Consider the following 23,734-nt stretch of genomic DNA (forward strand, 5'->3'; position numbering starts at 1 on the left):
GAAGTGAAGCGGCTTTCAAGCTTGGGGCTCGGGCTTGCATCGGGCCTCATGGCCGCGCTGCTGGTCTTCATGGCCTTGAACGCGCTCTTCCCGTTCCCGGAGGAGCGGCTTTACCCGCCGTCCGGCATGCGGGTGCTGGACCGCAATGGCACGGAGCTGCGCCGCTTTCCGGCGTCCGATACCATGTGGCGCTTTCCGGTCACTCTGGACCGGGTCTCGCCGCAACTGATCGAGGCCCTGATCGAGTCCGAGGACCGGTGGTTTTACGTCCATCCGGGCGTGAACCCCCTGGCCGTGCTCCGCGCCGCCTGGGGCAATCTCCTGGCCGGGCGCGTGGTCTCCGGGGCGTCGACCATCCCCATGCAGATCGCCCGAATGACCGAACCCAGCGAGCGAACTCTCGCTGCCAAGCTGGCCGAGGCCTTCCGCGCCCTGCAACTGAGCCTGACCCACTCCAAGAAGGAGCTGCTCGGAATCTACCTGAACACCGCGCCCTTCGGCGGCAACATCGTGGGCGTGGACGCGGCCTCGCGCCTCTACTTTGGCAGGCCGCCGGACCGCCTCTCCCTGGGTGAATGCGCCCTGCTGGCCGTGCTGCCGCGCTCGCCCAACCGGTATGACCCGGCCCGCCACCCCGAGGCGGCCATGCGCGTGAGAGACCGCGTCCTCAAGCAACTGGCTGAACGCGGCGCGGTGGATGCGGAGGAAGCCCGCCGGGCCATGCGCCAGCCCATGGTGGCCCACCGCCGCCCCTCGCCCATGCTCGCCCCCCACTTCACCCTGCTGGCGAGGCAGCGTCTGGGCGCGGAGACGGAGCTGCGGACCTCGCTGGACCTCGCAGCCCAACACACCGTGGAGCACCTGCTGGCCCGGCATATTGCCCGCGTAAGGCAGCAGGGCATTTCCAACGGGGCGGTCGTGGTCCTCGACAGGCGCACGCGCCAGGTGCTGGCCATGGCCGGGTCCGCCGACTTCTTCGACGACCAGCGCCAGGGGCAGGTCAACAACGGGCTGGCCCCGCGCTCGCCGGGTTCGGCCCTCAAGCCGTTTCTCTACGCCCTGGCCTTTGACAAGGGACTGGCCATCCCCGAGTCCCGGCTGCTCGACGTCCCCACGGACTACGCGGGCTACGCGCCGGAGAATTACTCAGGAACCTTTTCCGGCCAGGTCACCGCGTCCGAGGCCCTGGCCCGCTCCCTCAACGTCCCGGCGGTGCGCCTGTTGGCCCGCACCGGGCTCAAGGAGTTTCACGCCCTGCTCCGAACCGGCGGACTGGAGACCGTGGACCGCCCGGCGGCCAGCTACGGCCTGCCCCTGGTCCTCGGCGCATGCGAAGTCCGGCTCGTGGACCTGGTGAACCTGTACGCCACCCTGGCCCAGGGCGGGACCCACCGCCCCTGGCGCATCACCCCCGGTGAGCAGAAAACGGGCACGCCGTTGTTCTCGACCGAGGCCGCACGCTCCGTTGCCGACATCCTGACCACCGTGACCCGGCCGGACATGCCTGAGTCCTGGCGGCTGACACGGGACAGGCCCGCAGCGGCGTGGAAGACGGGCACCTCCTTCGGCCATCGCGACGCCTGGGCCGTGGGCTTCGGCCCCACCCTGGCCGTAGGCGTATGGGTGGGCAACCCGGACGGTACGCCGGTCAAGGGTATTTCTGGCGCAACCCACGCCGGCCCACTCTTTTTTGATATCTTGCACGCTCTGGAGTCCCCCTCGCGCGACCTGCGCCTGCCGGATGCGCCCGACCTGCGAAAGGTCCGGCTGTGCGCCTTCAGCCGCATGCCCGCCGGGCCGGACTGCCCGGAGACGATCACGGCCATGGCCGGACCGAAAATGATCCTGCCACGCTGCACCGCCCACAAGCGATACATGGCTGACCGGAAGACCGGCCTTAGGCTCCAGGGGAGCTGCCTGGCCCTCAGGCCCGCCGTATCCCGCGTGGCAGCAACCGTGCCCCCGGAGCTGGCCGCCTGGCTCAAGGCGCAGGGAAAGCCGGTCCCGGCCCTGCCCGCGCTCAGCCCGGCCTGCACCGACGTGCCCGAGGGGAGCGGCCCGAACATCCTCTCACCCTCGGCCAGGACACCCTACGTAATGCGCCACGACGCCCCGGCCCGCTTCCAGCAGATCGCCCTGCGCGCCGAGACTGCCGACCCGGACCAGCCTTTATGGTGGTATGTGGACGGCGATTTTGCGGGCAGCGCAAAGCCCGGCGCGCCGCTCTTCCTGCCCATGGTGCCGGGCGAGCACGCCGCATCCGTCACGGACAGCCAGGGCCGGACGAACTCGGTCCGGTTCACGGTAATTGAATAAGGAAAATCGACAGACTCAGACCACACCGAAGGACTGGAGCTTGCGGTAAAGCGTCTTTCGCCCGATGCCGAGAATCCCGGCCGCCTTGGTGCGATTGTGCCCCGTGTGTTCCATGACACGCAGGATGTACTGCCGCTCGTGCTGAGCCAGGGTCGGAAGCGCGCAGCACTCGCCCTCCTCCGGGGAGTCGGCGATATCCAGAGGCAGGCACTTGGCCGTAATCAAATCGTTTTCTGCCAGGATGATGCCCCGCTCGATGACGTTGCGCAGCTCGCGGACGTTGCCCGGCCAGTCGTAGGCGATCATGCACTCCTTGGCCCGCTTGGACATGCGGTAGGGCGGACGGTCCGGATAGAGCTTCTCCAGAAAATGCTCCAACAGGGTGGGGATGTCCTCCTTGCGCTCCCGCAGCGGGGGGATGGCGATGCTGAACACGTTGAGGCGGTGATAGAGCGCCTCGTGAAAGCGCCCCTCCTCCACTTCCACGGAGAGGTCCCGGTTGGTGGCGAAAAGGAAGCGCACGTCCACGGAGCGCTCCTCGCGGTCGCCCACGCGCCGGTACTTCTGGGATTCGAACACGCGCAGAAGCATGGCCTGGACCTCCAGGGGCAGTTCGCCCACCTCGTCGAAGAAGATGGTCCCCTTGTCCGCCTGGGCCAGGACGCCCTCCTGGGAGTGCTCCGCGCCGGTGAAGGCTCCCTTGCAGTAACCAAATAGCTCACTGCGCAGCAGGTCCTTGTTGAACGAACCACAGTTCTTGATGATGAGCGGCATGTCCGCGCGCAGGCTGCGCGAGTGCAGGACGTTGACCACCACGTTCTTGCCCACGCCGGACTCGCCGGTGATGAGCACCGGGGCCTCGGTGGGCGCGACCTTGTCCACCAGATATTCGACATGGCGCATGGCCGACGAGGAGCCGATGATCCGGTGCATGATCTCGCCGCCCTTGCGCCTGCGCAACTGGCGCAGCTCACGCTGCATGAGCTTGCGCTGGTAGGCCCGGTCGATGAGCATGTTCATACGGTCCAGGGAGAAGGGCTTGGTCACATAGTCGTAGGCCCCCATCTTCATGGCCTCCACGGCGCTGTCCACCTCGGAGTAGCCGGTGATCATGATCACCTCCACGTCAGCCAGGTTCTCGCGGAAATGCTCCAGCAGGCGGATGCCGTTGCCGTCGGGCAGCCGGACGTCCAGCAGGACCACGTCGAAGTCCTGCTTTGCGGCGAGCTTCATGGCCTGGACCGCGTTGTCCGCCGTGGTCACCTCGCGGCCCGGCAGGGCCAGCTCCCGTTCGGCAAGCTTGCGGATGAAGAATTCGTCGTCGACAACCAGGACGCGTATGGATTTCGTCTTTTCCATGGCACACCCCTATTCGCTGAAGAAAGGCAGAATGACCTCGAAGACCGCGCCCTCGCCCTCTTCGCTCGAAGCCGTGATCTCGCCGCCGTGCTTTTTGATGATGTTGTAGCAGGTCGAAAGACCGACGCCGATGCCCTGCCCCGGCGGCTTGGTGGTGAAGAACGGCTCGAACAGCTTGTCGATGTTCTCCTGGGCGATGCCATGGCCGGTGTCGATGACCCGAAGCAGGACCATGCTCCCCTCCACCTCGCTATCGATGGTGATGGAGCCCGACTCCCGCACCGCGTACAGGGCGTTGAGAATCAGGTTGAGCGCCACCTGCATGAGCTCGCCGGGGTGTCCCATGACGCACGGTTCTTCATCTGAGAGGGAGAGCGAGATGATCCCGGGCGGCAGGGCCGAGAGCCTGGGATGCAGCAGCTTCAGGCAGTTGAGGATGATGTTGTTGACGTTGACGATGGTCATGGCCCGCACGTCGCGGTGCCCGAAAGAGAGCAGGTTCTGGACGATCTCGGAGCAGCGGTTGCACTCCTTGAGCACGATGTCGAGATACTCGGCGAAGACTTCCAGCAGGTCGGTGCACTCCTCACCCTCGCGCAGGCAGGAGCCGAGCCGTCCCATGTACCCGGACAGGGCCTCGGCAAACCCCCTGATGCTCGTCAGCGGGTTGTTGATCTCATGGGCAACGCCCTCGGCAAGCACGCCGATGGTCGCCATGCGTTCGGCCTGAAAATACTTGGCCTGATACTGCTTCTCCATGGTCACGTCGCGGTGCAGGAGCAGGACCTTGTCCGGATTGCCCTCGGTCCCGGACATGAGCGCGGCGGAGCACTCGATCTGCCGGTTCTCGCCGTCCACCTGCATGATCTGCAACTGGCGGCAGACCTTCTTGCCCTCCTTGCGGGCCATGAGCAGGGGGCACGGCGAGCACGGCCCGTCCGCGCCCTTGAAGACCTTGTAGCAGGGCTCGCCCAACGGATCGTCCGGGCTCCGGTACGTCTCGAAAAAAGCGTTGTTGACCGAGAGCAGCCGGTAGTCCGGCGAGACCACGGCCACCACGTCCGGGATGCCGTTGAGAATGTCCTGAACGTCGCGCCGCTTCTGCTCAAGTTCAATGTTCGATGCCTTGAGCTCGTTGATGGTCTTCTGGACTTCCTTGAAGAACCCGAGCTTGATGGAGTCGATTCCGATGATGTCCTCGATACCCGCCTTCCTGCCGCGTCCGCCCCCTTCGTCCGATCCGTGCCGTGTCATATCACCACGCCTCGTAGTACAGGTTGAGGATGTCCTTCCACGTGGCCTCGCGCGGGTTGGTCAGCATGCAGATGTCCTTGACCGCGTTGTGGCTGGCCTGGGACAGCATGGTCCTGTCGGGCAGGATCTCGCGCAGACGGCACGGGATTCCCAACTCCTCGCGCAGTTCCTCCAGGGCCGCGATGCCGGCCATGGCCGTCTCCTCGTCGCTCCCGTAGCGCTTGCCGGTGATAATTTCACCAATCTTCGCCATCTTCTCCTTGCATGCCGGCAGGTTGTAGCGCATCACCACGGGCAGCAGTAGGGAATGGGCCGTGCCGTGTACCACGTCGAACATGCCGCCGAGGGAGTGGGCCAGAGCGTGCCCCAGCCCCACGCTGGCGTTGGTGAAAGCCATGCCCGAGGAAGACCCGGCGATGGCCAATTGCTCCAGGTCGTCGATATGCAGGTGCTCCAGAGCCGGGCGGATGTGCCGGATCAGCAGGTCCAGCCCCTTGAGGCTCCAGACCTCGGTGAACGGGTTGGCAATGGGCGAGACGTAGGACTCGACGGCGTGGGCCAGCGAGTCGTACAGGGGCGGAATGAGCAGCTCGCGGGTCAGTGTGCCCAGAAGCAACGGGTCGGAGATGGAGATATTGGGCACCAGAGTCCGGCTGATCAGGGTCATTTTGACCCGGCGCTCCAAGTCGGTGATCACCGTGAACTGGGAGATGTTCGACTCGCTGCCCATGGTGGTGGGTATGAACACCATGGGCGGCAAGGGATTGCGAACCTGATTGGCCCCTTCGTAGTCCCGGATGTCACCGCCGTTGCTGACGATCAGGGCAATGCCCTTGGCCGTGTCCATGGGGCTCCCGCCCCCCAGGGCCATGATGACGTCGGCCTCTTCCCGCTGGTAGAGCTCCACCCCCTTGCGGACCTGGAAATCCCTCGGGTTGGGCGACACGTCGCAGTAGTAGACGAAATCGAGGTCCTCGGCCCTGAGAACGTCCAACAGCTTCTCCACCCATCCGGCTTCCTCCACGCCCGGGTCGGAAACGACGAAAATCTTCGACGCGCCCAGCCGCTTGGCGCAGATGCTGGCATACTGAAGGCTCCCCCGGCCGAAAATGAATTCCGGCGTCGCAAACTTGAATACATCCACACTCGTTTCCTTTTGCTTCACCACACCGGCCCGTCCCGTTCCCTCCGCTCCGAAAAGCTCCTGTGCCTCGGCGCGAAGCCGAGACCTTTCCGGTCCATATTCTCCCGACTAGGGGAAACTGGCAAGGATAATTGCGAAAAAATCGCAATGAACCGTGCCCTGTATCCCTACGTCCGGGCGGCGAAATCCCTGGCCATGCGCCGCATGAGAAAGTATTTCTCGTCAAATCCCATCTCGCACATGTGTGCATAGACCTCGGGTGCGATGCCCTTGGTCAGCATCATCTGCATGTAGATCAGGTCATCCACGTCGTGCTCTGCCGTATAGAGCGGCGGGGCCTCGTCCGAGAGCCAGTACTCGTCTGAGATGAGCCGCAACTCCTTGGCCCGTGAATACTGGGCCGAGGCGGGCAGAATCGTGTTGATGCCCAGGATGGGCATGGTGGCGGGACGAATGTCGCGGATGAGCTCCACGGTCTCCCCGATGGTGTCCATGGTTTCACCGGGGTTGCCGACCATGAGGAAACAGCAGGGCTCCATGCCGGCCTGATGGGTGAAGCGAAAGGCGTCCCGCACCTGGTCCGGAGTAAACCCCTTGTTGGCGGTCTTCAGGACACGGGGACTGCCGGACTCCACGCCGTAGTAGATGCGATAGCACCCGGCCCGGCGCATCCAGGCAAGGAGTTCCTCGTCCACCAGATCCACCCGGGTCTCCGCCATCCAGAGGAACTCCAGCTTGCGGTCGATGATCTCCCGGCACAGGGAGATGACCCGCTCCCGGTTCAGGGAAAAGAGGTCGTCGGAAAAATAGATGTGGCGCACGTCGAACCGCTCCATGAGCATCTCGATCTCGCCGATGACGTTGAGGGGCGACCGGGAGGCCCACCGTCCGTCGAAAAAGCTATGCACCGAGCAGAAGTTGCACTGGAACGGACACCCCCTGGAGGTCAGGATGTGCGTGCCGGTCAGTCCCTGGTACTGGGGGGGAATCTCCGGGGATTTGTACTCGGAGAGATCGAAGGTATCGTAGACCGGCAGGGCCAGGCCGTTGAGCACGGTGCCCCGCTTGCGGGGCGGCGTCCTGACGAACGAATTCCCGGCCCGAAGGGCCAGCCCGCGCACGCGATGCACGTCGCCCCCCTGCTCGAAGCAACGGACCAGCTCAACGATGGTCTCCTCGCCCTCTCCCAGGGCCACCACGTCCACGGCCTTGTTCCTGAGCATGTGGCCGGGGAAGAACGTGGCGTGAGGTCCGCCCATGACGATGCGGGCCTCGGGCAGGACCATCCGCGCCAGGGTTGCCAGACGCAGGGCGTGGGCGCGCCCCAGGGTGAAGCAACTGATGCCCACCACGTCGGGCTGCTCGCGCTCCAGCAGCTCGGCCGCCGCCATCCAGGTATACGAGTGGAGGTCGTAGCAATGGGCCTCTATCCCGTCCATGCGGAGCGCGCCGGCCAGATAGGCGATGCCCAGCGGCACCCAGGTCTTGGGAGGCAACAGGTCCACTTCGGCCGTGGCCGGATTACGCAGTTTGGGCGCGGGCGGAGTCAGCAACAACACTTTCATGCGAAAAACCTCCTGGTAGAGCACGGGCTCGGTCGGAATTCCAACCCACCTCCAGTTGGCCGAGATGCTTCGTTTGTGCCATGAATCGCCCCGGCTTCCCCGCGAGGCGCACGGTGAAGGGGAAGCCGGGGGCTTGTTTTGTTCCTATGTGAGGAGGTGTCTCAGGAACATTGATCCATCATCACGAGGGGAGACGGAACGCCTTCTTTTCGAAGGAGGCGATCACGTCCTCCATGCCGAGCCGCTTCATGGTCTTTCTGGTCGGGAGCCCCGTCTCTCCATCCCAGCCCATGAGTTTGTAGTACTCGTCCTTCACCGCTTCGAAGTTCTCGCGGACGAGCGGCGGATGCGGGTGTTCCGCCGGTGGGTAAGGCGGCAGCAATCGCGTCTCCACGGCTGCGAAGAAGTGCGGAGGCAACTGGTCGTGTTCCTTGCGAAGGTTGACCTTTCTGCCGCCGCCCCATTCTATGGCGGTCAGCAGACGGTGCAGGACCCAGATCCTCGCGGCCTTGTCGTCGAGCGATTGCTGGGTCATCTTTTCCCCGGTAACCAGCTCGAACAACTTGTATTCCACGGAGATGTCCCCGGCGTAGTCGCGGTCCTTGCGCCCGCTGGTCATGATCGGGAAGACCCAGTCGCAGACCGTGATGCTGTCCTTGACGCAAGCCCGATAATGAATGAACTGCCCCAGGTAGGCATTGGCCTTGGCCGACTTGTCCCCGTTCCAGGTCAGGGGCTCGTTGCGATCGCGGTGCAGGTCGCTCAGGCCGTTCTCCGCGATCTCGCGTCCCCAGTGGCGGGTTGCCACGGGCAGGGCCTGTTCAAAGGTCAAGCCGGTCCACTCCAGCAGGTTGGTCATGGAGTGACGGTTGGGGTCGCGGTTCTCCACCGCGAAGTTGACCGCCCAGTAGTAGCCGAAGGTTCTCGGGTCATAGTGGGCCGACATGCCCCAGCCGCCGTTGCCGCCGACGACGCCGCCCATGATGCCTTCCATGTTCTCGAAGTAGAGGACCCGCTTGGCGGCCTCCTTCATGTGCAGGGACTCGAACTTGGCGGCGATGATGTCCACGGCCCGGCGGAAGCCTTCCGCCAGTGCGTCGCCCAGGAAGTCCGTGCGGAAGGTGATCATGTTCATCAGGGTCTCAAGGCCCACGGTGCTCAGGTCGCCCTTGGGCGGGTAGTGGCCCTTTTCCAAACCCTTCATATTGTCATTGCTGACCAGCTTGTGGGCGTTGAGGTGCCGGAGCAGGCTCTTGCCGTCGATCTCCTCGTCCTGCAGGTGCCAGACGAACTGGATCATGGGGAACATCTCGAAGGTGTCGATGCCCAGCTTGTTGGCCAGCTGGTTGGCCAGGAAGGTGGCCTTGTCGCGGTTGCCCATCCAGGAATAGAACCACTGGGTGCAGCTCACCGCACCGCCGCCCATGCCGTCCACGTTCATGTACGAGTAACAGCCCTGGGGGCAGGAGTAACAGGACTGGGACTTGATATGGTACTTGTTCAGCCAGGGTGCGCAGCTCTCGGTCTGGTCGAAGCGCAAGGCCTGCTTGTTGATGTCCTTGGGGTCGATGTGCTTCTCGGTCCAGCTCAGCGGACCGGTGGAAAGCGGCGTGGAGCCCAACGGACCGGGCTGGAACTCGCGCACGCTCTTCACGTACTTGACCAGGTTCTTCTTGTCCGCCACCTTCACGCCCTTGGTGCCGCGCACGGCGATGGCCTTGAGGTTCTTGGACCCCATGACCGCACCGAAACCGCCCTGACCCGCCGCGTTCCCGATGCGGTGGATGATGGGGGAAATGCGGACCAGGTTCTCGCCCGAGGGACCGATGACCGCGATCTGGACCTTTTCGTCGCCGACCTTGGCCTTGATCATGTCCTGGGTTTCGAAGGTGTCCTTGCCCCACATGGGCTGGGCGTCCTCGATGGTGACCTCGTCGTTGTTCACATTGATGAACACGGGCTTCTTGGCCTTGCCGTGGACCACGATGGCGTCGTAGCCGGCGAACTTCAGCTCGGCGCCCCAGTAGCCGCCGAAGCCGCTCCGGGTCACTAGCGGACGCTTGGACCCGGGCGCGTAGACGTGGGGAGAGATGGAGATGACCTCGGAACGTCCCGTGGAAGGTGCCAGGGACCCGGTAAGCGGGCCCACGGCAAAGACGATCCGGTTCTCCGGACTGAAGGGATCGACGGCGGGGGCCTCATCGTAGATGACCTTGTAGCCGATGCCGATTCCTCCGGTGTACTTGATATACTTGGACGTATCTTCCGTCTTTATGGAGCCGTCGTCCAGGTTGACTCGCAGAATCTTTCCAGCCCATCCATACATTGTGCTGTCTCCTTGCATATTGTGATTAGCCCAGTTCGATGAACTTGAGGGCGTCGGCCGGGCAGTACTTGACGCACTGCGGATCGCCGCCGCAGAGGTCGCACTTGGAGAAGATTCCCCTCTCCTCGTTCTCGATGATCATGTCGTACGGGCACGCCGCGAAGCACTCGCCGCACCCTTCGCACTTGGCCGGGTCGATGATGCGGGCACCGGTCTTGGGGTCCAGGATCAGCGCATCGTATTCGCAGGCCAGGTAGCAGTCGGCCATGTTGCACTGGCGGCAGACGTCGGGCATGACCGCCAGCTTCGCCAGGGTGTGCTGTGGATCATAGATGGTGTGAATCCGGGCCAGGGAAGGCTGACAGGCATCGTCATGCCCCAGGGAGCAGACTATCTCGCAGGTCCGGCAGCCAACGCAGGTGGTCGGGTCCGACACGAGCCAGGCGCGGGTGCCCGGAAGCTGGTCCGGCGTAATGCCCCTGTTGTAGTGCTCGGGCTTGAAGTTCTTGGGCGCGGCGATGGCCGCGGTGGCGAGGGTTCCGGCCACGACCTGGACGCCGAGGAACCCCAGCATCTTGCGTCGTGAAATCCCCGTCTTCTCGGGCAGGGACGTCTCTTCCATCGCCAGTTCTTGCCTGGCAGCCTCCTCCGTGACCGGAGCCGGGCTTTTCAGTTGGTTGGTAGTGCTCACAAAGGCCTCCTGTTGAGTTACGCATTGAATCGCATGCCCTCTTTTGAGCAAATCCAGGACCAGCACGGCGGAGGCCTCCGGGGCCGGATTAAAATTGCACGATTTGGGCATAATACTAGATTCGAAAATCCGGCATGTTGTGAAAATTTACAAAAATTTTAATGGGTAGGAAAAACGGTGCCACAGGCCTCGGCGAGCGTTCTCCGAATCGTGTCAGAGTGACCCGAACGGGGGGAACGGACCGGGTCGGAGTGACTCGATATTTCGGAGCCTCATGGGAAGACGGTAGCGAAAACGAATTCGAAAAGACGGCTCCCGGGATCTTCCGGGTCGGAATTGACACGGGGGTGACGCCGGGAGTAAGGCTGGCTTAACTGGACTAAAATCCAAGACAAACCGCAGCATGATGAAAATACGCACGCTCATAGTCGACGACGAGGCCCCGGCCCGCAACGAACTCGCCTACCTGCTGACAAGCTTCCCGGACATAGAGTGCCGTGAAGCCGGAACCGCACGGCAGGCCCTGGAGCTGATCCGAAACGACTCGCCCGATCTGGTCTTCCTCGACATCCAGATGCCGGGAAGGGACGGTTTCGACGTGCTCCGGGAGGCGCGTTGCCTGCCTGATCCGCCCCTCTTCGTCTTCGTCACCGCCTATGACCAGTATGCCATCCGCGCCTTTGAGAAGAACGCCGTGGACTACCTGCTCAAGCCCCTGACCTCGGAGCGGCTCAAGGTCAGCGTGGAGCGGGTCCGAGACCTGCTAGGCGGCAGGGAGCCCGGGGCCGACCCGCAGCCGGAGTTGAACACTCTCCTGGCCGCCAGGCCCGAGAGCGCTCCCCTGCCCCGCCTGACCGTGGAGCGCAACGGGCGGCTCCAGCTCATCGATTACGAAGACATCGTCTATTTCGAGCTGGTGGAGCGCAAGATCGTGGTCAACACCTTTGACGGGAGCTTTCCCTGCCATGGTCTGGCCACCCTGGACGATCTGGAGGCCCGCGTGGGGGGCGCGCCATTCCTGCGTATCAACCGCAGCGCCGTGGTCAACCTCAACCGGGTCAAGGAGTTCTCTCCCTGGACCGGCGGCAAGTACAACCTGATCCTGGATGACGACGGGTCCACGGAACTGACCCTCAGCCGGGGCCGGGTCAAGGACTTCAAGCAGCGTCTCGGGCTCTAGGAAACACGGCGGGGACCCCATGTTCGAATACATCCTCACGCTGCTGATGACCCTGGTGGGCCGTTTCGGGGCCATGCTCGCCATCGGCCTCTTCGTGCTCACCCTGGCCCCCATCGGCAAGCTCGGGGTCAACCGGCGGCCCGAGCGGCAATACCGCTGGCTGCTCGGCCTGCTCTTCGGCTTCCTGGGCATCATGGGCACCTACGGCGGCGACATCGTCTTCGACTCGTACGCCAACCTGCGCGGGGTCTACGTCATCACCGGCGGCCTGCTCGGCGGCCCGCTGGTGGGCTTCCTCGCCGGGCTCATCGCCGGGGGCCACCGCTTCCTCATCGACATCGGCGGGTTCAGCACCATCCCGTGCAGCCTGGCCACCTTCCTGGAGGGCATCGCGGCGGGCTACGTCTCCCTGCACCTCAAGGAAAACAACCTCAACTGGAAGGCCGCCTTCGTGGTGGCGCTGGTGGGCGAGTCCATCCACCAGATGATGGTCCTGACCATGGCCAAGCCCTTCGAGCAGGCCGTGGAGCTGGTCAAGGTCATTGCACTGCCCATGATCGCGGTAAACACCTTCGGCGCGGTGCTCTTCATCCAGACCCTGTACCTGCTCTTCGAGTACCGCTCCCGGCGCGACTCCAGCCGCATCAGCCAGGTCATGGACATCGCCAGCCAGACCGTGTCCCACCTGCGCTTCGGCCTGAACGAACAGTCCGCCCTGGAGACGGCGCGAATCATCTGGGACCGCGTGCCCGTGGCCGCCGTGGACATTGCCGGGCAGGACCGCGTCCTGGCGCACCTCGGCGCGGGTGACGACCACCATGTCCAGGGCCAGCCCCTGCGCACCAAGGCGACCCTGAAGGTAATGCAGACCGGCGAACCCGTGTTCCTGCGCTCGCCCAAAGCCATCGGCTGCGATCACCCGGACTGCCCGCTCCAGTCGGCGGTCATCGTGCCCCTGCGCAAGGGGGAGCAGATCGTGGGCTGCCTCAAGCTCTACGGCACCGAGGACATCAAGCTGCACAAGGTCCACTTCGAGCTGGCCAAGGGGCTGGGGGCGCTCTTCTCCACCCAGCTGGAGCTCCAGGACATCCAGACCAAGAACCAGCTTCTTGCCAGTGCGGAGATCCGCCGTCTCCAGACCCAGATCAACCCGCACTTCCTGTTCAACTCCCTGAACACCATAGGCTCCTTCACCAGGACCAACCCGGACAAGGCGCGCGCCCTGCTGGCCGAGCTGGCCATGTACATGCGCCGCAACCTGGACGCCGAGGACGGCTTCACCCGCATAGGGTCCGAGCTGGACCAGATCCGCTCCTACCTCAAGATCGAGCAGGCCCGGTTCGGAGACCGCGTGCGCAGCGAGTGGAGCCTGGACGAGGGCGTGGAGGACATCGAGATCCCGTCCCTGATCATCCAGCCCCTGGTGGAGAACGGAGTCAAGCACGGCATCCTCGGGCGTGACGAGGGCGGCACCATCGCCATCCGCATCGCCAGGGACAACGGCTTGCTCATGGTGGAGATAGCCGACGACGGCGTGGGCATGAGCCCTGACACCCTGCGCCAGGTGCTCCTGAGCGAGGGGGAATTCGCCGACGAGGACCACATCGGCGTACGCAACTGCAACCAGCGGCTGCAGCAGATTTACGGCCCGGCCCATACCCTCTCCATCGCCAGCCAGCCGGACCGGGGCACACGCGTCTCGTTCACCATTCCGTACGCCTCGGCGGCCGCGTAACCGCCAACGCTTCAGACGCGGTTTTCCGCAGTTCAATCCCCAAAATCGCAATTCCTGTCCTGCGCCGAGATTTTTTCCGGCTCTGGAGCTATTCCTTTCGATGTTGTGAGAGGAGGCGTCTCAGGACGCGTGCGCCCCCTTCCTTGGGGGGGAGGGGGCGCCATACCGCTTTTTAGACGAAGGAGTTACGTATGGATGCCATGCTCATGATGCTGGCGGCCTTTGCCGGGTACATCGTCATGTACCAGCTCTACGGCCGCTACATCGGAAGGAAAATCTTCGCCCTGTCGGGCCAGGCCCCCGTGCCTGCCAAGGAAATGGAAGACGGGGTCGACTACGTGCCGACCAAAAAGGAAATCATCTTCGGCCACCACTTCACCTCAATCGCGGGAACCGGCCCCATCGTGGGACCGGCCATCGCCGTCATCTGGGGCTGGGTCCCGGCCATGATCTGGATCTTCGTGGGCTCGATCATGATGGGCGCCGTGCACGACTTCGGCGCGCTGATCCTGTCCATGCGCAACCAGGGCAAATCCGTCTCGGAGATCACCTCCAAGTATATCAACCCGCGCACCAAGCTGTTCTTCTTCGTGGTGGTCTTCCTCGACCTGCTGATCATCACCGCCATCTTCGGCCTGGTCATCGCGGTCATCTTCAACATGTATCCGGCCTCGGTGCTCCCGGTCTGGCTTGAAGTGCCCATCGCCATGTGGCTCGGCTTCATGATCTACCGCCGCGGGGCCAACGCCCTGACCTGGTCCATCGTCGCCCTGGTGCTCATGTACGCCACCGTGGTCCTCGGCACCTACCTGCCCATCAAACTGTCGGCCATCGGCGGCCTGCCGCCCACCGGCATCTGGACTGTGGCCCTGCTGGTCTACGCCTTCATCGCGTCCACCCTGCCCGTGACCACGCTGCTCCAGCCGCGCGACTTCATCAACTCCCACCAGCTCCTGGTGGCCCTGGCCCTGATGGTCATCGGCGTGTTCGCCGCCACCTTCTCAGGCTCCCAGCTGCACATCGTGGCCCCGGCAGTGCAGGCCGCTCCCGAAGGCGCGCCGCCCATGCTGCCCTTCCTGTTCATCACCATTGCCTGCGGCGCCATCTCCGGCTTCCACTCCCTGGTCTCGTCCGGAACCACGGCCAAGCAGGTCGAGAGCGAAAACGACTCCCTGTTCGTGGGCTACGGCAGCATGCTGACCGAAGCCGTGCTCTCCACCCTGGTCATCGTGGCCGTGGCTGCGGGCATCGGCCTGGGCTATCACACCGGCGAAGGCGCTACCCTGACCGGCATCGACGCATGGTCCACCCACTACTCCTCCTGGGCCGCGGCCAAGGGGCTGGGTTCCAAGATCGCCGCATTTGTCTACGGCGCCGCCAACATGATCGAGGCCGCCGGCATCCCGCACGCCGTGGCCCTGGCCATCATGGGTGTGTTCGTGGCCTCCTTCGCGGGGACGACCATGGACACTGCCACACGTATCGAGCGCTACGCTCTGACCGAGCTGTTCAGCAACAGCCCGATCCGCATCTTCGAGAACAAGTACGTGTCCACCGCCGTGGCCGTGTTCCTGGCCGGTTGCCTGGCCTTCTCGTCCGGCGGCGACGGCAAGGGAGCCCTGTCCCTGTGGCCGCTGTTCGGCTGTATCAACCAGATCCTGGCGGCCCTGGTGCTGACCACCGTGACCGTCTACCTCAAGCAGCGCGGCGGCCTGAGCTGGATCATCTCCGGCATCCCGGCGATCTTCCTCGGGGCCATGACCGTGTGGGCCATCCTGATCAACCAGGGCATGTACATGGAGAAAGGCAACATGTTACTGTCCTCCCTGAACCTCCTGGTGCTCTGCGTCTCCCTGTGGGTCGCGGCGGAGGCCATCATCAAGTTCCTCAAGACCGAAGCCGGAACTCCGGCAACGGAAGCAAGCTAACCCAAACCCTATCCCCCCGGCCGGACAGGCTCCGGCCGGGGGACAACAAGGAAATCAAATGGCAGACGCACAGGCCATCGACGCCGTCCGGAAAACACTCTTCCGCCGCTACCTGCTCATGCTCACTCCAGCGGCCATCCTGTTTGCCGCGTGGGCGGCCTGCCGCCAGGCCGGGCTTGTCCCCGCATCGGACAAGGCGCTCACCGACCTCGTCGGTCCCGCCGCATTCATTGCGGCCATCGTCCTGGCCGTGGCCGCGCCCCTGCTCTACCGCATCCGCTTCGTCAAGCGGGTGGAGGGGAGCCCGCACGTGGAGGCGGAGACGTTCACCGCCTTCCAGCTCTCCCTCACGTCCCTGGCCCTGCTCGCCCCCTATGCGGCGGCTGCCGGGTACATGGCGGGCGTATCCACTTTCCATTTTTCCGGCGCGTTCCTGGCCGCATTGTACGGCGCCTATTACTATTTCCCGTCCCAGAAGCGGGTGGCCCAGGAAATGCGCCTCTTCCGCGTGCCCACGGCAGGCGGGAAGGGTTGATACATGAAGAACGGATGCAAGCGAATCGTCCGGGCGGTCAAGAACGGCTGGCGTTTCATGGACGAACTCCACCGGTCCAAGGCCACGGAGAGGCTGGAGTGGGAAACCCGGGAACTGGAGAACATCTTCGCCCTGCTCACCCTGGGCGCGTTCGTGGGCATGCAGGCCCCGCCCATGCATATTTCCCTGGAGCTGCTCCCGGACATGGAGCAGGAGCTGGTCTACATGACCAACCGCGTCTGCGTGTCCAGGGATCCCCTGGCCGACCTCTTCTCCATGTTCGACGCCCTGTAGGCACAAGGATGACCATGCCGGAACAACACTACTATTTCCACGCGGGCAAGGGCGGAGTCGGCAAATCGACCACCTCGTCCCTCTCTGCCATGCACCTTGCCCGGACCGGGCGCGAGGTTCTGCTGGTCTCTCTGGACCCGGCCCATAACCAGACCGACATCTTCGACACCCCTTTCACCGGAGACCCGAAACGAGTGGCCCCGAACCTGCGCGTGGCCCAGGCGGACATCGACCGCTGGGTGAGAGAATACCTCAAGGGCGTGGAAACCCAGATCAAGGCCAACTACACCTACCAGACCGCCTTCAACCTGGAAAAGCACCTGAGCGTGGTCAAACACTCGCCGGGCATCGAGGAATACGGGCTGCTCCTGGCCTTCCAGCACTACCGCAAACAGTTCCCCGAAGCGGACGCAATCATCTTCGACATGCCGCCCACGGCCCTGACCACCAAGTTCTTCAACCTGCCCCAGCTCTCGCTCATCTGGCTTGAGCACCTCCAGGACCTGCGCTCCGAGATCATCAGGAAGAAGGAGCTCATCACCAAGATCAAATTGGGCAAAAAAGAGATCGAATGCGACAAGGTGGCCTCCCGGCTGACCCAGCAGAACGAATTCTTCACGGAGCTCCGCGGCCTGTTCCGGTCGCCGGACCGATGCTCGGTCAACCTGGTGGTCAATCCCGACCGACTTTCCTTTGCCGAGGCCGAGCGGATCGACACGGCCATGGGCGAGATGGGCATGGAGCTGGCCAATGTGATCATGAACAAGGTGGCGGAAGGAGCAGCTTGGGACGGGGGTTCTTCGCTCCTCTCCAGCCACCGGGTTCGGCCGCTCCCCCTCTCGCCCGTCCCGCTCATCGGCAGTGACACCTTGGGCGATTACCTCGATGCCAATGGCGACGGGTTCGCTTTCCTCGAGGGCACACCCTGAACACAAGCCATGAGTAAACCCGGGCATCCAGGGAAAATCATGGAACCTTTCCGAGTTATCATGCTAGGTTCGGCTTGAGCCTTTATGCAGGCACGAAACCTGTCGCCGCCTGCAGCACGACTGACAACCTTCAGAAACGGAAGGATCGGCAGCATGATCGCCCGGAAAAAACGATTCGTCATCCTCGCTTCGCTCATGGTCCTGCTGGTGGGAGCCATGGCCGCATTCAGCACCAGACTTCTCTACAACACGGCACTGAATGAGCAGGAAAAGCGCCTTTCCGAGCTGGTGCAAAGCCAGGCGGCGCTCGTATCCGAGATGGGCTGGCTGGCCCTGCAGCTGCAAATTTCCGGCGGCCCCAAGGTCTCGCAGCACGTCATCCTCCACCACCTGAGCCATTCACACAAACAATTCATGCTGGGAAGCGACAGCGGCGAGTTCGTAGTGGCTGAACGCAGGGGGGATGGAATCCGCATGCTCCTCATGGACGACCACGGCACGGACGAAAACCATTGGTCGCCGGCCATTCCGCTAGACAGCCCCCTCACCGAACCGGCCAAGCTGGCTCTCGAGGGCAAGACCGGGACCATCGTGGCCAGGGATTACAAGGGGAACACGGTACTCGCAGCCTACTCCCCTCTGAAACTGGGGACCGCCCCGCTCGGCCTGGTCGCGAAGATCGACATCGACGAGATCCGGACACCGTTCATCGAGGCCAATTTCAAGATCATGGCCATGGGCATCACTCTCACGGTCATCTGCCTCATGATCTTTTTCAAGATCAGCGAGCCGATCATCCGGGACATGCAGATCAGCGAAAGAAAATACAGGGACCTGGTTGAAGGACTTAACGTCATCATCATCAGGGTCAACAGGCGGGGGGTGATAACCTTTGCCAACGGCTTCGCGGAATCCCTGTTCGGGCATGACGACGACTCGGTCACGGGCAAACGATTCTCCTCCTTCATCATGGAGCTGCCTGACGCCCTCTCCCTGGAAGAACTCGTGGAACGGGTGGGCGAAAAGCATTTCGGCACCGAAGTCCCGGTTTCCAAAGCTGACGGAAATATAGGCTGGGTATCATGGACGACCAAGCCAATATACGAGCAAGGCGAACTGATCGAGCTGCTGTGCATCGGCAACGACGTCACCCGCACCCACCTCGTCAACGAGTCTCAAAAGGAAATCGAAGAGCGGTTCCGCGGCATCGCCAAGGCGTCGCCCGTGGGCATCGTGATCACTGACCCGACAGGCAACCTGACATACGCCAACGAGCGCATGCACACCCTGACCAAGACCTCGGCCACAGACCTCGTGGGCAGGGGATGGTTCGAGAGGATTCACCCCGAAGACAAGCCCGAGCTGCAACAGCAATGGTTCGGCACGAGACCGGGGAATCGCGGCAGGCGGGAGTTCAGGCTCATCTCCAAGGACGGCGACGCCCTCTGGGTGCTGGGGCAGATTGTGGCCCTGACCAATTCCAAGGACGAAATCTACGGCGACATCATCACCTTCACCGACATCACTCCCACCAAGGAAGCGGAGCTCGCCCAGAGACGCCTGACCGCAGCCATCAACCAGGCTGCCGAGATGATCATCATCACCGACCTGGATGCCAGGATCACCTACGTCAACCCGGCCTTCGAGGAAACCACCGGCCATTCCCGGCTCAGCGTGCTGGGCAAAAAAACGAACATCCTCAAGAGCGGCGAGCAGGACGAAGCCTTTTACCGAGACCTCTGGGACACCATCGGCCACGGCAAGATATGGAAGGGCCGCTTCATCAACAAGCACAAGAACGGACGGCGTTATACCCAGGAATCAACCATAGCTCCCATCCGGGACGATTCGGGTAAAAACATCGGCTACGTGAGCGTGTCGCGCGACATCAGCGATCAACTGGTGGTGGAAGCGCAACTGCGCCAGTCACAGAAGCTCGAATCCATCGGCGAGTTGGCTGCGGGCATCGCTCATGAAATCAATACGCCCACCCAATACGTGACCTCCAACCTCCAGTTCCTGGAGGAGGCATTCATCACCTATGCGAACATGCTGGAGGGGGCCCGGGCCTTCCTGGAGAAGCTCAAGAGCAAGGAATACGACTGCGTGGATGATGTCCTCCGCCGGGCCGTATCCGACGTACTGGACGACAAGGAACTGGAATACCTCTCCGAAGACGTGCCCAACGCCCTGACGGAATCCGCCGAGGGGCTAAAGCGGATCACCAACATCGTCCAATCCGTAAAGCAGCTCGCCCATCCCGGCGAGGTCCGGAAATCCTTCCACGATCTGAACACCATCGTGCGCGACGCCGCCACGGTCTCCACCAACGAGTGGAAGTACATGGCCGACGTGGTCTATGAACTCGACGAGAGTATGCCCAGGATAAACTGCCTCAAGGGCGAGATCGGCCAAGTGGTGCTCAACCTCATCGTCAACGGCGCCCATGCCATCGACGCAGCCAGGAAGGCCCCCGAAGACAGGGGCACCATCACCCTGAAGACATATGAGGATGAGGGATATGCCGTCCTGGAGGTATCCGATACAGGAACGGGCATCCCCAAGGAGATCGTCGGCAAAATCTTCGATCCGTTCTTCACCACCAAGGAGGTGGGCAAGGGGACCGGCCAGGGGCTGGCCATCACCTATAACGCCATCGTCAACATGCACCAGGGAAAGGTCGACGTGGTCACCCAAGAGGGCAAGGGGAGCACCTTCATCGTCAAGTTGCCCCTGGAGGCCGACGGCACGGAAGAGCCGGAAGACGAAGCATAGGCGGTTGCCGGGGCGCAGCGGAATGTGTCGCCAAGAAATGCCCGTCGCGCGTTGTGCGTATGGCCGCGACGACAGGACAAAGGGAAAGTGGATGCAGGCATGGCTTCAACCACGTCAAGCCGCATCTGCCACTGGTCACGAGGCTGGTTGGAATCGGAAATGAAACGAGCCGCAGCTGACAGAACCTAGGAGAGGACCTTCTCCTCAATCTCGCCGCTGCTCAGCATGGCGATCCCCACGGCGGCCACGGCGGGGTCGAAACGGGTCCCCCGGCCTTCCTTGAGTACGTCGATGGCGCTCTGCCCCCCCAGCTTCTGCCGGTAGGGCCGATGCGACATGACCGCGTCTATCACGTCGGCCACTGACAGAATCTTGGATTCCTCCAGCAGCTCGTCGGCGGTCAGCCCGTGCGGGTAGCCGCTTCCGTCGATGCGCTCATGGTGCTCGACAATGATCCTGGCAATGGGCCACTCCGTCTCCAGAGTGCGAAAGACTTCCTCCCCGACCAGGGGATGAGCCTTGATCAGGGAAAACTCGGCATCGCTCAAAATCCCAGGTTTGTTGAGGATACCTGCCGGGACAGCTATCTTGCCGACGTCATGCACCAGCCCGGCCAGCCGGAGCCCTTCCACCCGGTCCGGATCCATCCCCATCCGCTCGGCTATAAGCTCCGCTATCCGGGCCACGCGGTCCATGTGCCCGGCGGTATACGGATCACGAAACTCCACCAGCCGGGCAAAGGCGAGCAAGGTTCCTTCGAACCCCTCTTTAAGGCGGCGCATGGCGGCCAACTCGCGGGAGGCCATGATCATGCCGTGCTGCTTGTCGGCGGCGGTAATGGCGGCGAGCAGGTGCTCTCTGTCGCACGGCTTGGTCAGGAAACGAAAGATGTCACCGTTGTTGACGGCCTCGATGGCCACGTCCAGGTCCGCGTGTCCGGTCAGGACCATACGGACGGTGTCGGGATGGAGCTCCCTGACCCGGCCCAGAAATTCAATGCCCGACATGACCGGCATCTTGATGTCCGAGACCACCACGGAAAAGGGACCTTCATCCTCCAGCATGGCCAGCCCGACCTCGCCGCCAAGGGCGACGTGTACCTCGCACCTGCCGCGCAGGGCTCGCTGATAGCCGTTTAGCAGATTGCTATCATCGTCAACCATGAGAACCCTGAGGCCGGTGGTTTCGTTTGATTCCGTCACTCTTCCCCCTTTTCCGGAACGAGAACCGTCAGCTCCGGCTTGATGCCGACCTTGCCGGCGAACAGATGGATGCGATCAATCTTGTTCTTGTCCAGTTCAATGCTCTTCCTGAGGAGCAACGCGCCCTGGTCGGACACGACCTCTTCGTGCAGGACCATACCGGGAGTCAATTCGGACAGCGGCAGGGTTCGGATCTCGTAACGGGCCTCCACTCCGAGCATACCCTCAAGGTAGTAGAGCAACTCCGGATCATAGAATTCCGCGTTGTGCTCGAGGCTGAGAAAGGCCTGTTGCGGATTCTCCCGGGTCTGCAGGGCCAGGTCGTAGTCCAGGGCGAGACGCAGGACCCTGCCCCCCAGGGGGATCTGGTCCTCCTTGACGGCGTCCCGGGGCGTTCCCGAGCCGTCGAATCCCTTGAGCTGGTAGGCGATCATGTCGCCGATGGAGGACATGCGGGGCAGCTTGGACAGCAGATTCTGGGCGATGAACGGATGCATCTCGAAAATCTGTTCCTGCTCGGGTGTCAACTCCTCGCCAGCGAAGACGGCGTCCATGGTGCCGGGCGGCAGGATCAACGTCCCCAGCTGCGAGAGCATGGTGGCAATGTCGTAGCGCCACAAGTCGGTGACGCCCATCTTCCCGGCCAGGTAACGGACATAGCGCCGGACGCGGTTGATCTGCTCTCCGGCCTTGGGGTTGACCATGGAGGTGATTTCGCTGAGCAATTCGACGCTGCCCTTGAGGGTCTTCTCCAGGAGGTCCTTCTTGAGGGTGAGCAGCTCGAACTGGCTCACGGCCTCCTCCACGTTCTTGCGCAGGGTCTCCCGGTCGCATGGCTTGGTCAGGAAACGGAAGACGTTTCCGTCGTTGACGGCGCTGATCGCGCTCTCCAGATCGGCGTAGCCGGTCAGCATCAGCCGTGTGGTGTCGGGAGAGTGTTCCCTGACCTTTTGAAGAAACTCAACGCCATTGAGCTTGGGCATCCGGTAGTCGGAGATGACCACGGCAAAGGGATGCTTTTTGTCCAGACTCTCCAGGGCCTCCACCGGGTCGGTCGCCATGGAAATCTCGTACTTGTCGCGCAACTGGCGCCGAAGGCCGGAGAGCACATTGGGTTCATCGTCTACAAGAAGGATCTTTGCTTGCATGCTCACTCCCCGTCGGCCAATTCGGTGACGATATCGGCGTCCAGAGGCCTGAACGCCGCCAACTCGGACCAGTGTTCGCCCAGGTAGCGCATCCACCGCTCCATCCTCTCCCTATCCCGGACCAGGGGGGCCAGGCTCGCGTTGAGCTTGATCCGCACGTAGTCTTCGTTGAGAACCACACAATGGTGGTCGATGACGTTGGCCACGGACAGATACATGGTCGCGCTTTTGTCCATCTGGTCGTAGTCGTGATGGAAGCCGATGGCATGCACCACGTTTCCGGAGATGCCCCAGAGCCCCATGAGGTATGCCCCCACTTCGGCGTGGGTGGTCCCGTAAATCCGCTCTTCCACCGTACAGATGGGGCCCCCGCCCTCCGCCATGGTCTCGAGGACCTGGCCGTACCGCTCAGGGAAGAAGGTGCACAGGATCAGCTTACCGATGTCGTGTAGGATACCGGCCATGCGGCACTGCAACAGTGTTTCCCGGTCCACGCCGTCGCACTCGGCGATGAGGTAGGCGATGTTGGAGACCCGGAAGCAGTGCGCCCACAGCTTGTTCAGCGAGAACTTCGGCAAGGGCTTGGAGTCGTACATGGAGAAGAGGTGCGAGGAGAGAACCAGGGCCTTGATGGTCTCCAGACCGAGCAGAGTGATGGCCTTATGCAGGGAATCCACATGCGCCGGGAGCCCGAAGTAGGGGGAGTTGACCAGCTTGATGATCTCGGCCACCAGCCCGACGTCCTTGGCGATGTGCTCCGCAATACGGTTGATGTCGGGCTCCTCCTTGGCCAACTCCTTCTCGATTTCAAGAAAGACCTGCGGCACCACGGGCAGGGCGTCAATCTCGGTCACCAGCCGGAGCAGATTCACATCGGTGAGGACCCGCCTGGAATGAAGCGCCCCCTCGATCTTGTCGATAAGGTATTCGGCGTTGCAGGGCTTGGTGATGTACTGGTGCACTGCCCTGATGCTGTGAATAACCTCGTTCAGGTCCACTTGGCCGGACAACGCGATTCGAATCATTTTCGGATACGATTCCTTGACCCTGTTCAGCAACTCCGCGCCGTCCATGCCAGGCATTCTGATATCCGAAATCACCACGTCGAAGATGCCGTCCTTCAGCTTTTCCAACGCTTCGAGCCCGGACTCGACAAAAACCATTTCCCATTCATCGCGCTTGGAACGGAGCATTCTCTTGAGCGCGGCCAGTATGTTGGGTTCGTCATCGACGAAAAGGATACGGGGCCTTGCGGTCATCATTCTCCCCTTGGGTGTGGCCCTCCATCCGAAGCGCGGCACTCTCGCGGCGCCTCGGCGAAAAAGGCATCAACTATCCATTACATGAATAGCA

General features: G+C 62.8%; 17 protein-coding genes. 8 read left to right on the forward strand and 9 right to left on the reverse strand.

Translation table 11 applies throughout. The annotated features are described in order from the left end of the window. Positions 1 to 3 precede the first annotated feature (3 nt). Positions 4 to 2,316, forward strand: a complete 2,313-nt coding sequence (pbpC, locus tag GM415_RS00325) for a penicillin-binding protein 1C (protein WP_242012299.1) — start codon at positions 4 to 6, stop codon at positions 2,314 to 2,316. 15 nt (positions 2,317 to 2,331) lie between these two features. Here the strand turns inward: pbpC and GM415_RS00330 are convergent, their stop codons facing one another. From GM415_RS00330 to GM415_RS00355, 6 genes are all read right to left on the reverse strand, one after another. Next, positions 2,332 to 3,675, reverse strand: a complete 1,344-nt coding sequence (locus GM415_RS00330; protein WP_158945656.1) for a sigma-54-dependent transcriptional regulator — start codon at positions 3,673 to 3,675, stop codon at positions 2,332 to 2,334. A gap of 9 nt (positions 3,676 to 3,684) precedes the next feature. After that, positions 3,685 to 4,929 carry a PAS domain-containing sensor histidine kinase gene (locus tag GM415_RS00335; protein WP_158945658.1) on the reverse strand — a complete coding sequence of 415 codons (1,245 nt, stop codon included), beginning with the start codon at positions 4,927 to 4,929 and terminating at the stop codon, positions 3,685 to 3,687. Between the two features lies 1 nt (position 4,930). Then, on the reverse strand, positions 4,931 to 6,073 hold the full coding sequence (locus GM415_RS00340; RefSeq protein WP_158945660.1) for an iron-containing alcohol dehydrogenase: 1,143 nt from the start codon (positions 6,071 to 6,073) through the stop codon (positions 4,931 to 4,933). A gap of 167 nt (positions 6,074 to 6,240) precedes the next feature. Next, positions 6,241 to 7,638, reverse strand: coding sequence for a B12-binding domain-containing radical SAM protein (locus GM415_RS00345; RefSeq protein WP_158945663.1), 1,398 nt, complete (start codon positions 7,636 to 7,638; stop codon positions 6,241 to 6,243). Between the two features lie 181 nt (positions 7,639 to 7,819). After that, complete coding sequence (locus GM415_RS00350; RefSeq protein WP_158945665.1) at positions 7,820 to 9,964, reverse strand: aldehyde ferredoxin oxidoreductase N-terminal domain-containing protein; 2,145 nt, start codon at positions 9,962 to 9,964, stop codon at positions 7,820 to 7,822. A 25-nt stretch (positions 9,965 to 9,989) separates the two neighbouring features. Next, a complete protein-coding gene (locus tag GM415_RS00355) occupies positions 9,990 to 10,655 on the reverse strand; it encodes a 4Fe-4S dicluster domain-containing protein (protein WP_242012300.1) in 666 nt (221 codons plus the stop codon). Positions 10,656 to 11,058: 403 nt separating this feature from the next. Here GM415_RS00355 and GM415_RS00360 point away from each other — a divergent pair, with 403 nt between their 5' ends. The 7 genes from GM415_RS00360 (at position 11,059) to GM415_RS00390 (ending at position 20,031) form a co-directional block, all read left to right on the forward strand. Then, positions 11,059 to 11,835, forward strand: coding sequence for a LytR/AlgR family response regulator transcription factor (locus tag GM415_RS00360; RefSeq protein ID WP_338419781.1), 777 nt, complete (start codon positions 11,059 to 11,061; stop codon positions 11,833 to 11,835). Between the two features lie 19 nt (positions 11,836 to 11,854). Continuing rightward, complete coding sequence (locus GM415_RS00365) at positions 11,855 to 13,570, forward strand: LytS/YhcK type 5TM receptor domain-containing protein (RefSeq protein ID WP_158945667.1); 1,716 nt, start codon at positions 11,855 to 11,857, stop codon at positions 13,568 to 13,570. Between the two features lie 191 nt (positions 13,571 to 13,761). Beyond that, a complete protein-coding gene (locus GM415_RS00370) occupies positions 13,762 to 15,498 on the forward strand; it encodes a carbon starvation CstA family protein (RefSeq protein ID WP_158945669.1) in 1,737 nt (578 codons plus the stop codon). A 58-nt stretch (positions 15,499 to 15,556) separates the two neighbouring features. Further along, the gene (locus GM415_RS00375) at positions 15,557 to 16,033 is read left to right on the forward strand and encodes a hypothetical protein (protein WP_158945671.1); all 477 of its coding nucleotides are present in this window, start codon (positions 15,557 to 15,559) and stop codon (positions 16,031 to 16,033) included. Between the two features lie 3 nt (positions 16,034 to 16,036). Beyond that, positions 16,037 to 16,327, forward strand: coding sequence for a DUF7990 family protein (locus GM415_RS00380; RefSeq protein ID WP_158945673.1), 291 nt, complete (start codon positions 16,037 to 16,039; stop codon positions 16,325 to 16,327). A 14-nt stretch (positions 16,328 to 16,341) separates the two neighbouring features. After that, positions 16,342 to 17,256: an ArsA family ATPase gene (locus GM415_RS00385; RefSeq protein WP_158945675.1), complete on the forward strand. Its 915-nt coding sequence runs from the start codon at positions 16,342 to 16,344 to the stop codon at positions 17,254 to 17,256. 153 nt (positions 17,257 to 17,409) lie between these two features. After that, positions 17,410 to 20,031, forward strand: coding sequence for a PAS domain S-box protein (locus GM415_RS00390; RefSeq protein WP_158945677.1), 2,622 nt, complete (start codon positions 17,410 to 17,412; stop codon positions 20,029 to 20,031). 185 nt (positions 20,032 to 20,216) lie between these two features. Here the strand turns inward: GM415_RS00390 and GM415_RS00395 are convergent, their stop codons facing one another. The 3 genes from GM415_RS00395 to GM415_RS00405 are packed head-to-tail and all read right to left on the reverse strand — an operon-like array spanning position 20,217 to position 23,640. After that, complete coding sequence (locus tag GM415_RS00395) at positions 20,217 to 21,233, reverse strand: HD-GYP domain-containing protein (RefSeq protein WP_158945679.1); 1,017 nt, start codon at positions 21,231 to 21,233, stop codon at positions 20,217 to 20,219. Then, positions 21,230 to 22,381, reverse strand: a complete 1,152-nt coding sequence (locus tag GM415_RS00400; protein WP_158945681.1) for an HD domain-containing phosphohydrolase — start codon at positions 22,379 to 22,381, stop codon at positions 21,230 to 21,232. Before GM415_RS00400 ends, GM415_RS00395 begins: the two co-directional genes overlap by 4 nt. 2 nt (positions 22,382 to 22,383) lie before the next feature. Next, positions 22,384 to 23,640 (reverse strand): response regulator, encoded by a 1,257-nt coding sequence (locus tag GM415_RS00405; RefSeq protein WP_158945683.1) that lies wholly within the window; start codon positions 23,638 to 23,640, stop codon positions 22,384 to 22,386. Positions 23,641 to 23,734 lie beyond the last annotated feature (94 nt).

The sequence above is a fragment of the Pseudodesulfovibrio cashew genome (assembly GCF_009762795.1).
GTDB lineage: Bacteria > Desulfobacterota > Desulfovibrionia > Desulfovibrionales > Desulfovibrionaceae > Pseudodesulfovibrio > Pseudodesulfovibrio cashew.

Excerpts from the sequence above, each read along its gene's own strand:
- GM415_RS00330 (WP_158945656.1), bottom strand. The coding sequence starts at position 3,675 with ATGGAAAAGACGAAATCCATACGCGTCCTGGTTGTCGACGACGAATTC.
- GM415_RS00335 (WP_158945658.1), bottom strand. The coding sequence starts at position 4,929 with ATGACACGGCACGGATCGGACGAAGGGGGCGGACGCGGCAGGAAGGCG.
- GM415_RS00345 (WP_158945663.1), bottom strand. The coding sequence starts at position 7,638 with ATGAAAGTGTTGTTGCTGACTCCGCCCGCGCCCAAACTGCGTAATCCG.
- GM415_RS00350 (WP_158945665.1), bottom strand. The coding sequence starts at position 9,964 with ATGTATGGATGGGCTGGAAAGATTCTGCGAGTCAACCTGGACGACGGC.
- GM415_RS00360 (WP_338419781.1), top strand. The coding sequence starts at position 11,059 with ATGATGAAAATACGCACGCTCATAGTCGACGACGAGGCCCCGGCCCGC.
- GM415_RS00365 (WP_158945667.1), top strand. The coding sequence starts at position 11,855 with ATGTTCGAATACATCCTCACGCTGCTGATGACCCTGGTGGGCCGTTTC.
- GM415_RS00370 (WP_158945669.1), top strand. The coding sequence starts at position 13,762 with ATGGATGCCATGCTCATGATGCTGGCGGCCTTTGCCGGGTACATCGTC.
- GM415_RS00375 (WP_158945671.1), top strand. The coding sequence starts at position 15,557 with ATGGCAGACGCACAGGCCATCGACGCCGTCCGGAAAACACTCTTCCGC.
- GM415_RS00380 (WP_158945673.1), top strand. The coding sequence starts at position 16,037 with ATGAAGAACGGATGCAAGCGAATCGTCCGGGCGGTCAAGAACGGCTGG.
- GM415_RS00385 (WP_158945675.1), top strand. The coding sequence starts at position 16,342 with ATGCCGGAACAACACTACTATTTCCACGCGGGCAAGGGCGGAGTCGGC.
- GM415_RS00390 (WP_158945677.1), top strand. The coding sequence starts at position 17,410 with ATGATCGCCCGGAAAAAACGATTCGTCATCCTCGCTTCGCTCATGGTC.
- GM415_RS00400 (WP_158945681.1), bottom strand. The coding sequence starts at position 22,381 with ATGCAAGCAAAGATCCTTCTTGTAGACGATGAACCCAATGTGCTCTCC.
- GM415_RS00405 (WP_158945683.1), bottom strand. The coding sequence starts at position 23,640 with ATGACCGCAAGGCCCCGTATCCTTTTCGTCGATGACGAACCCAACATA.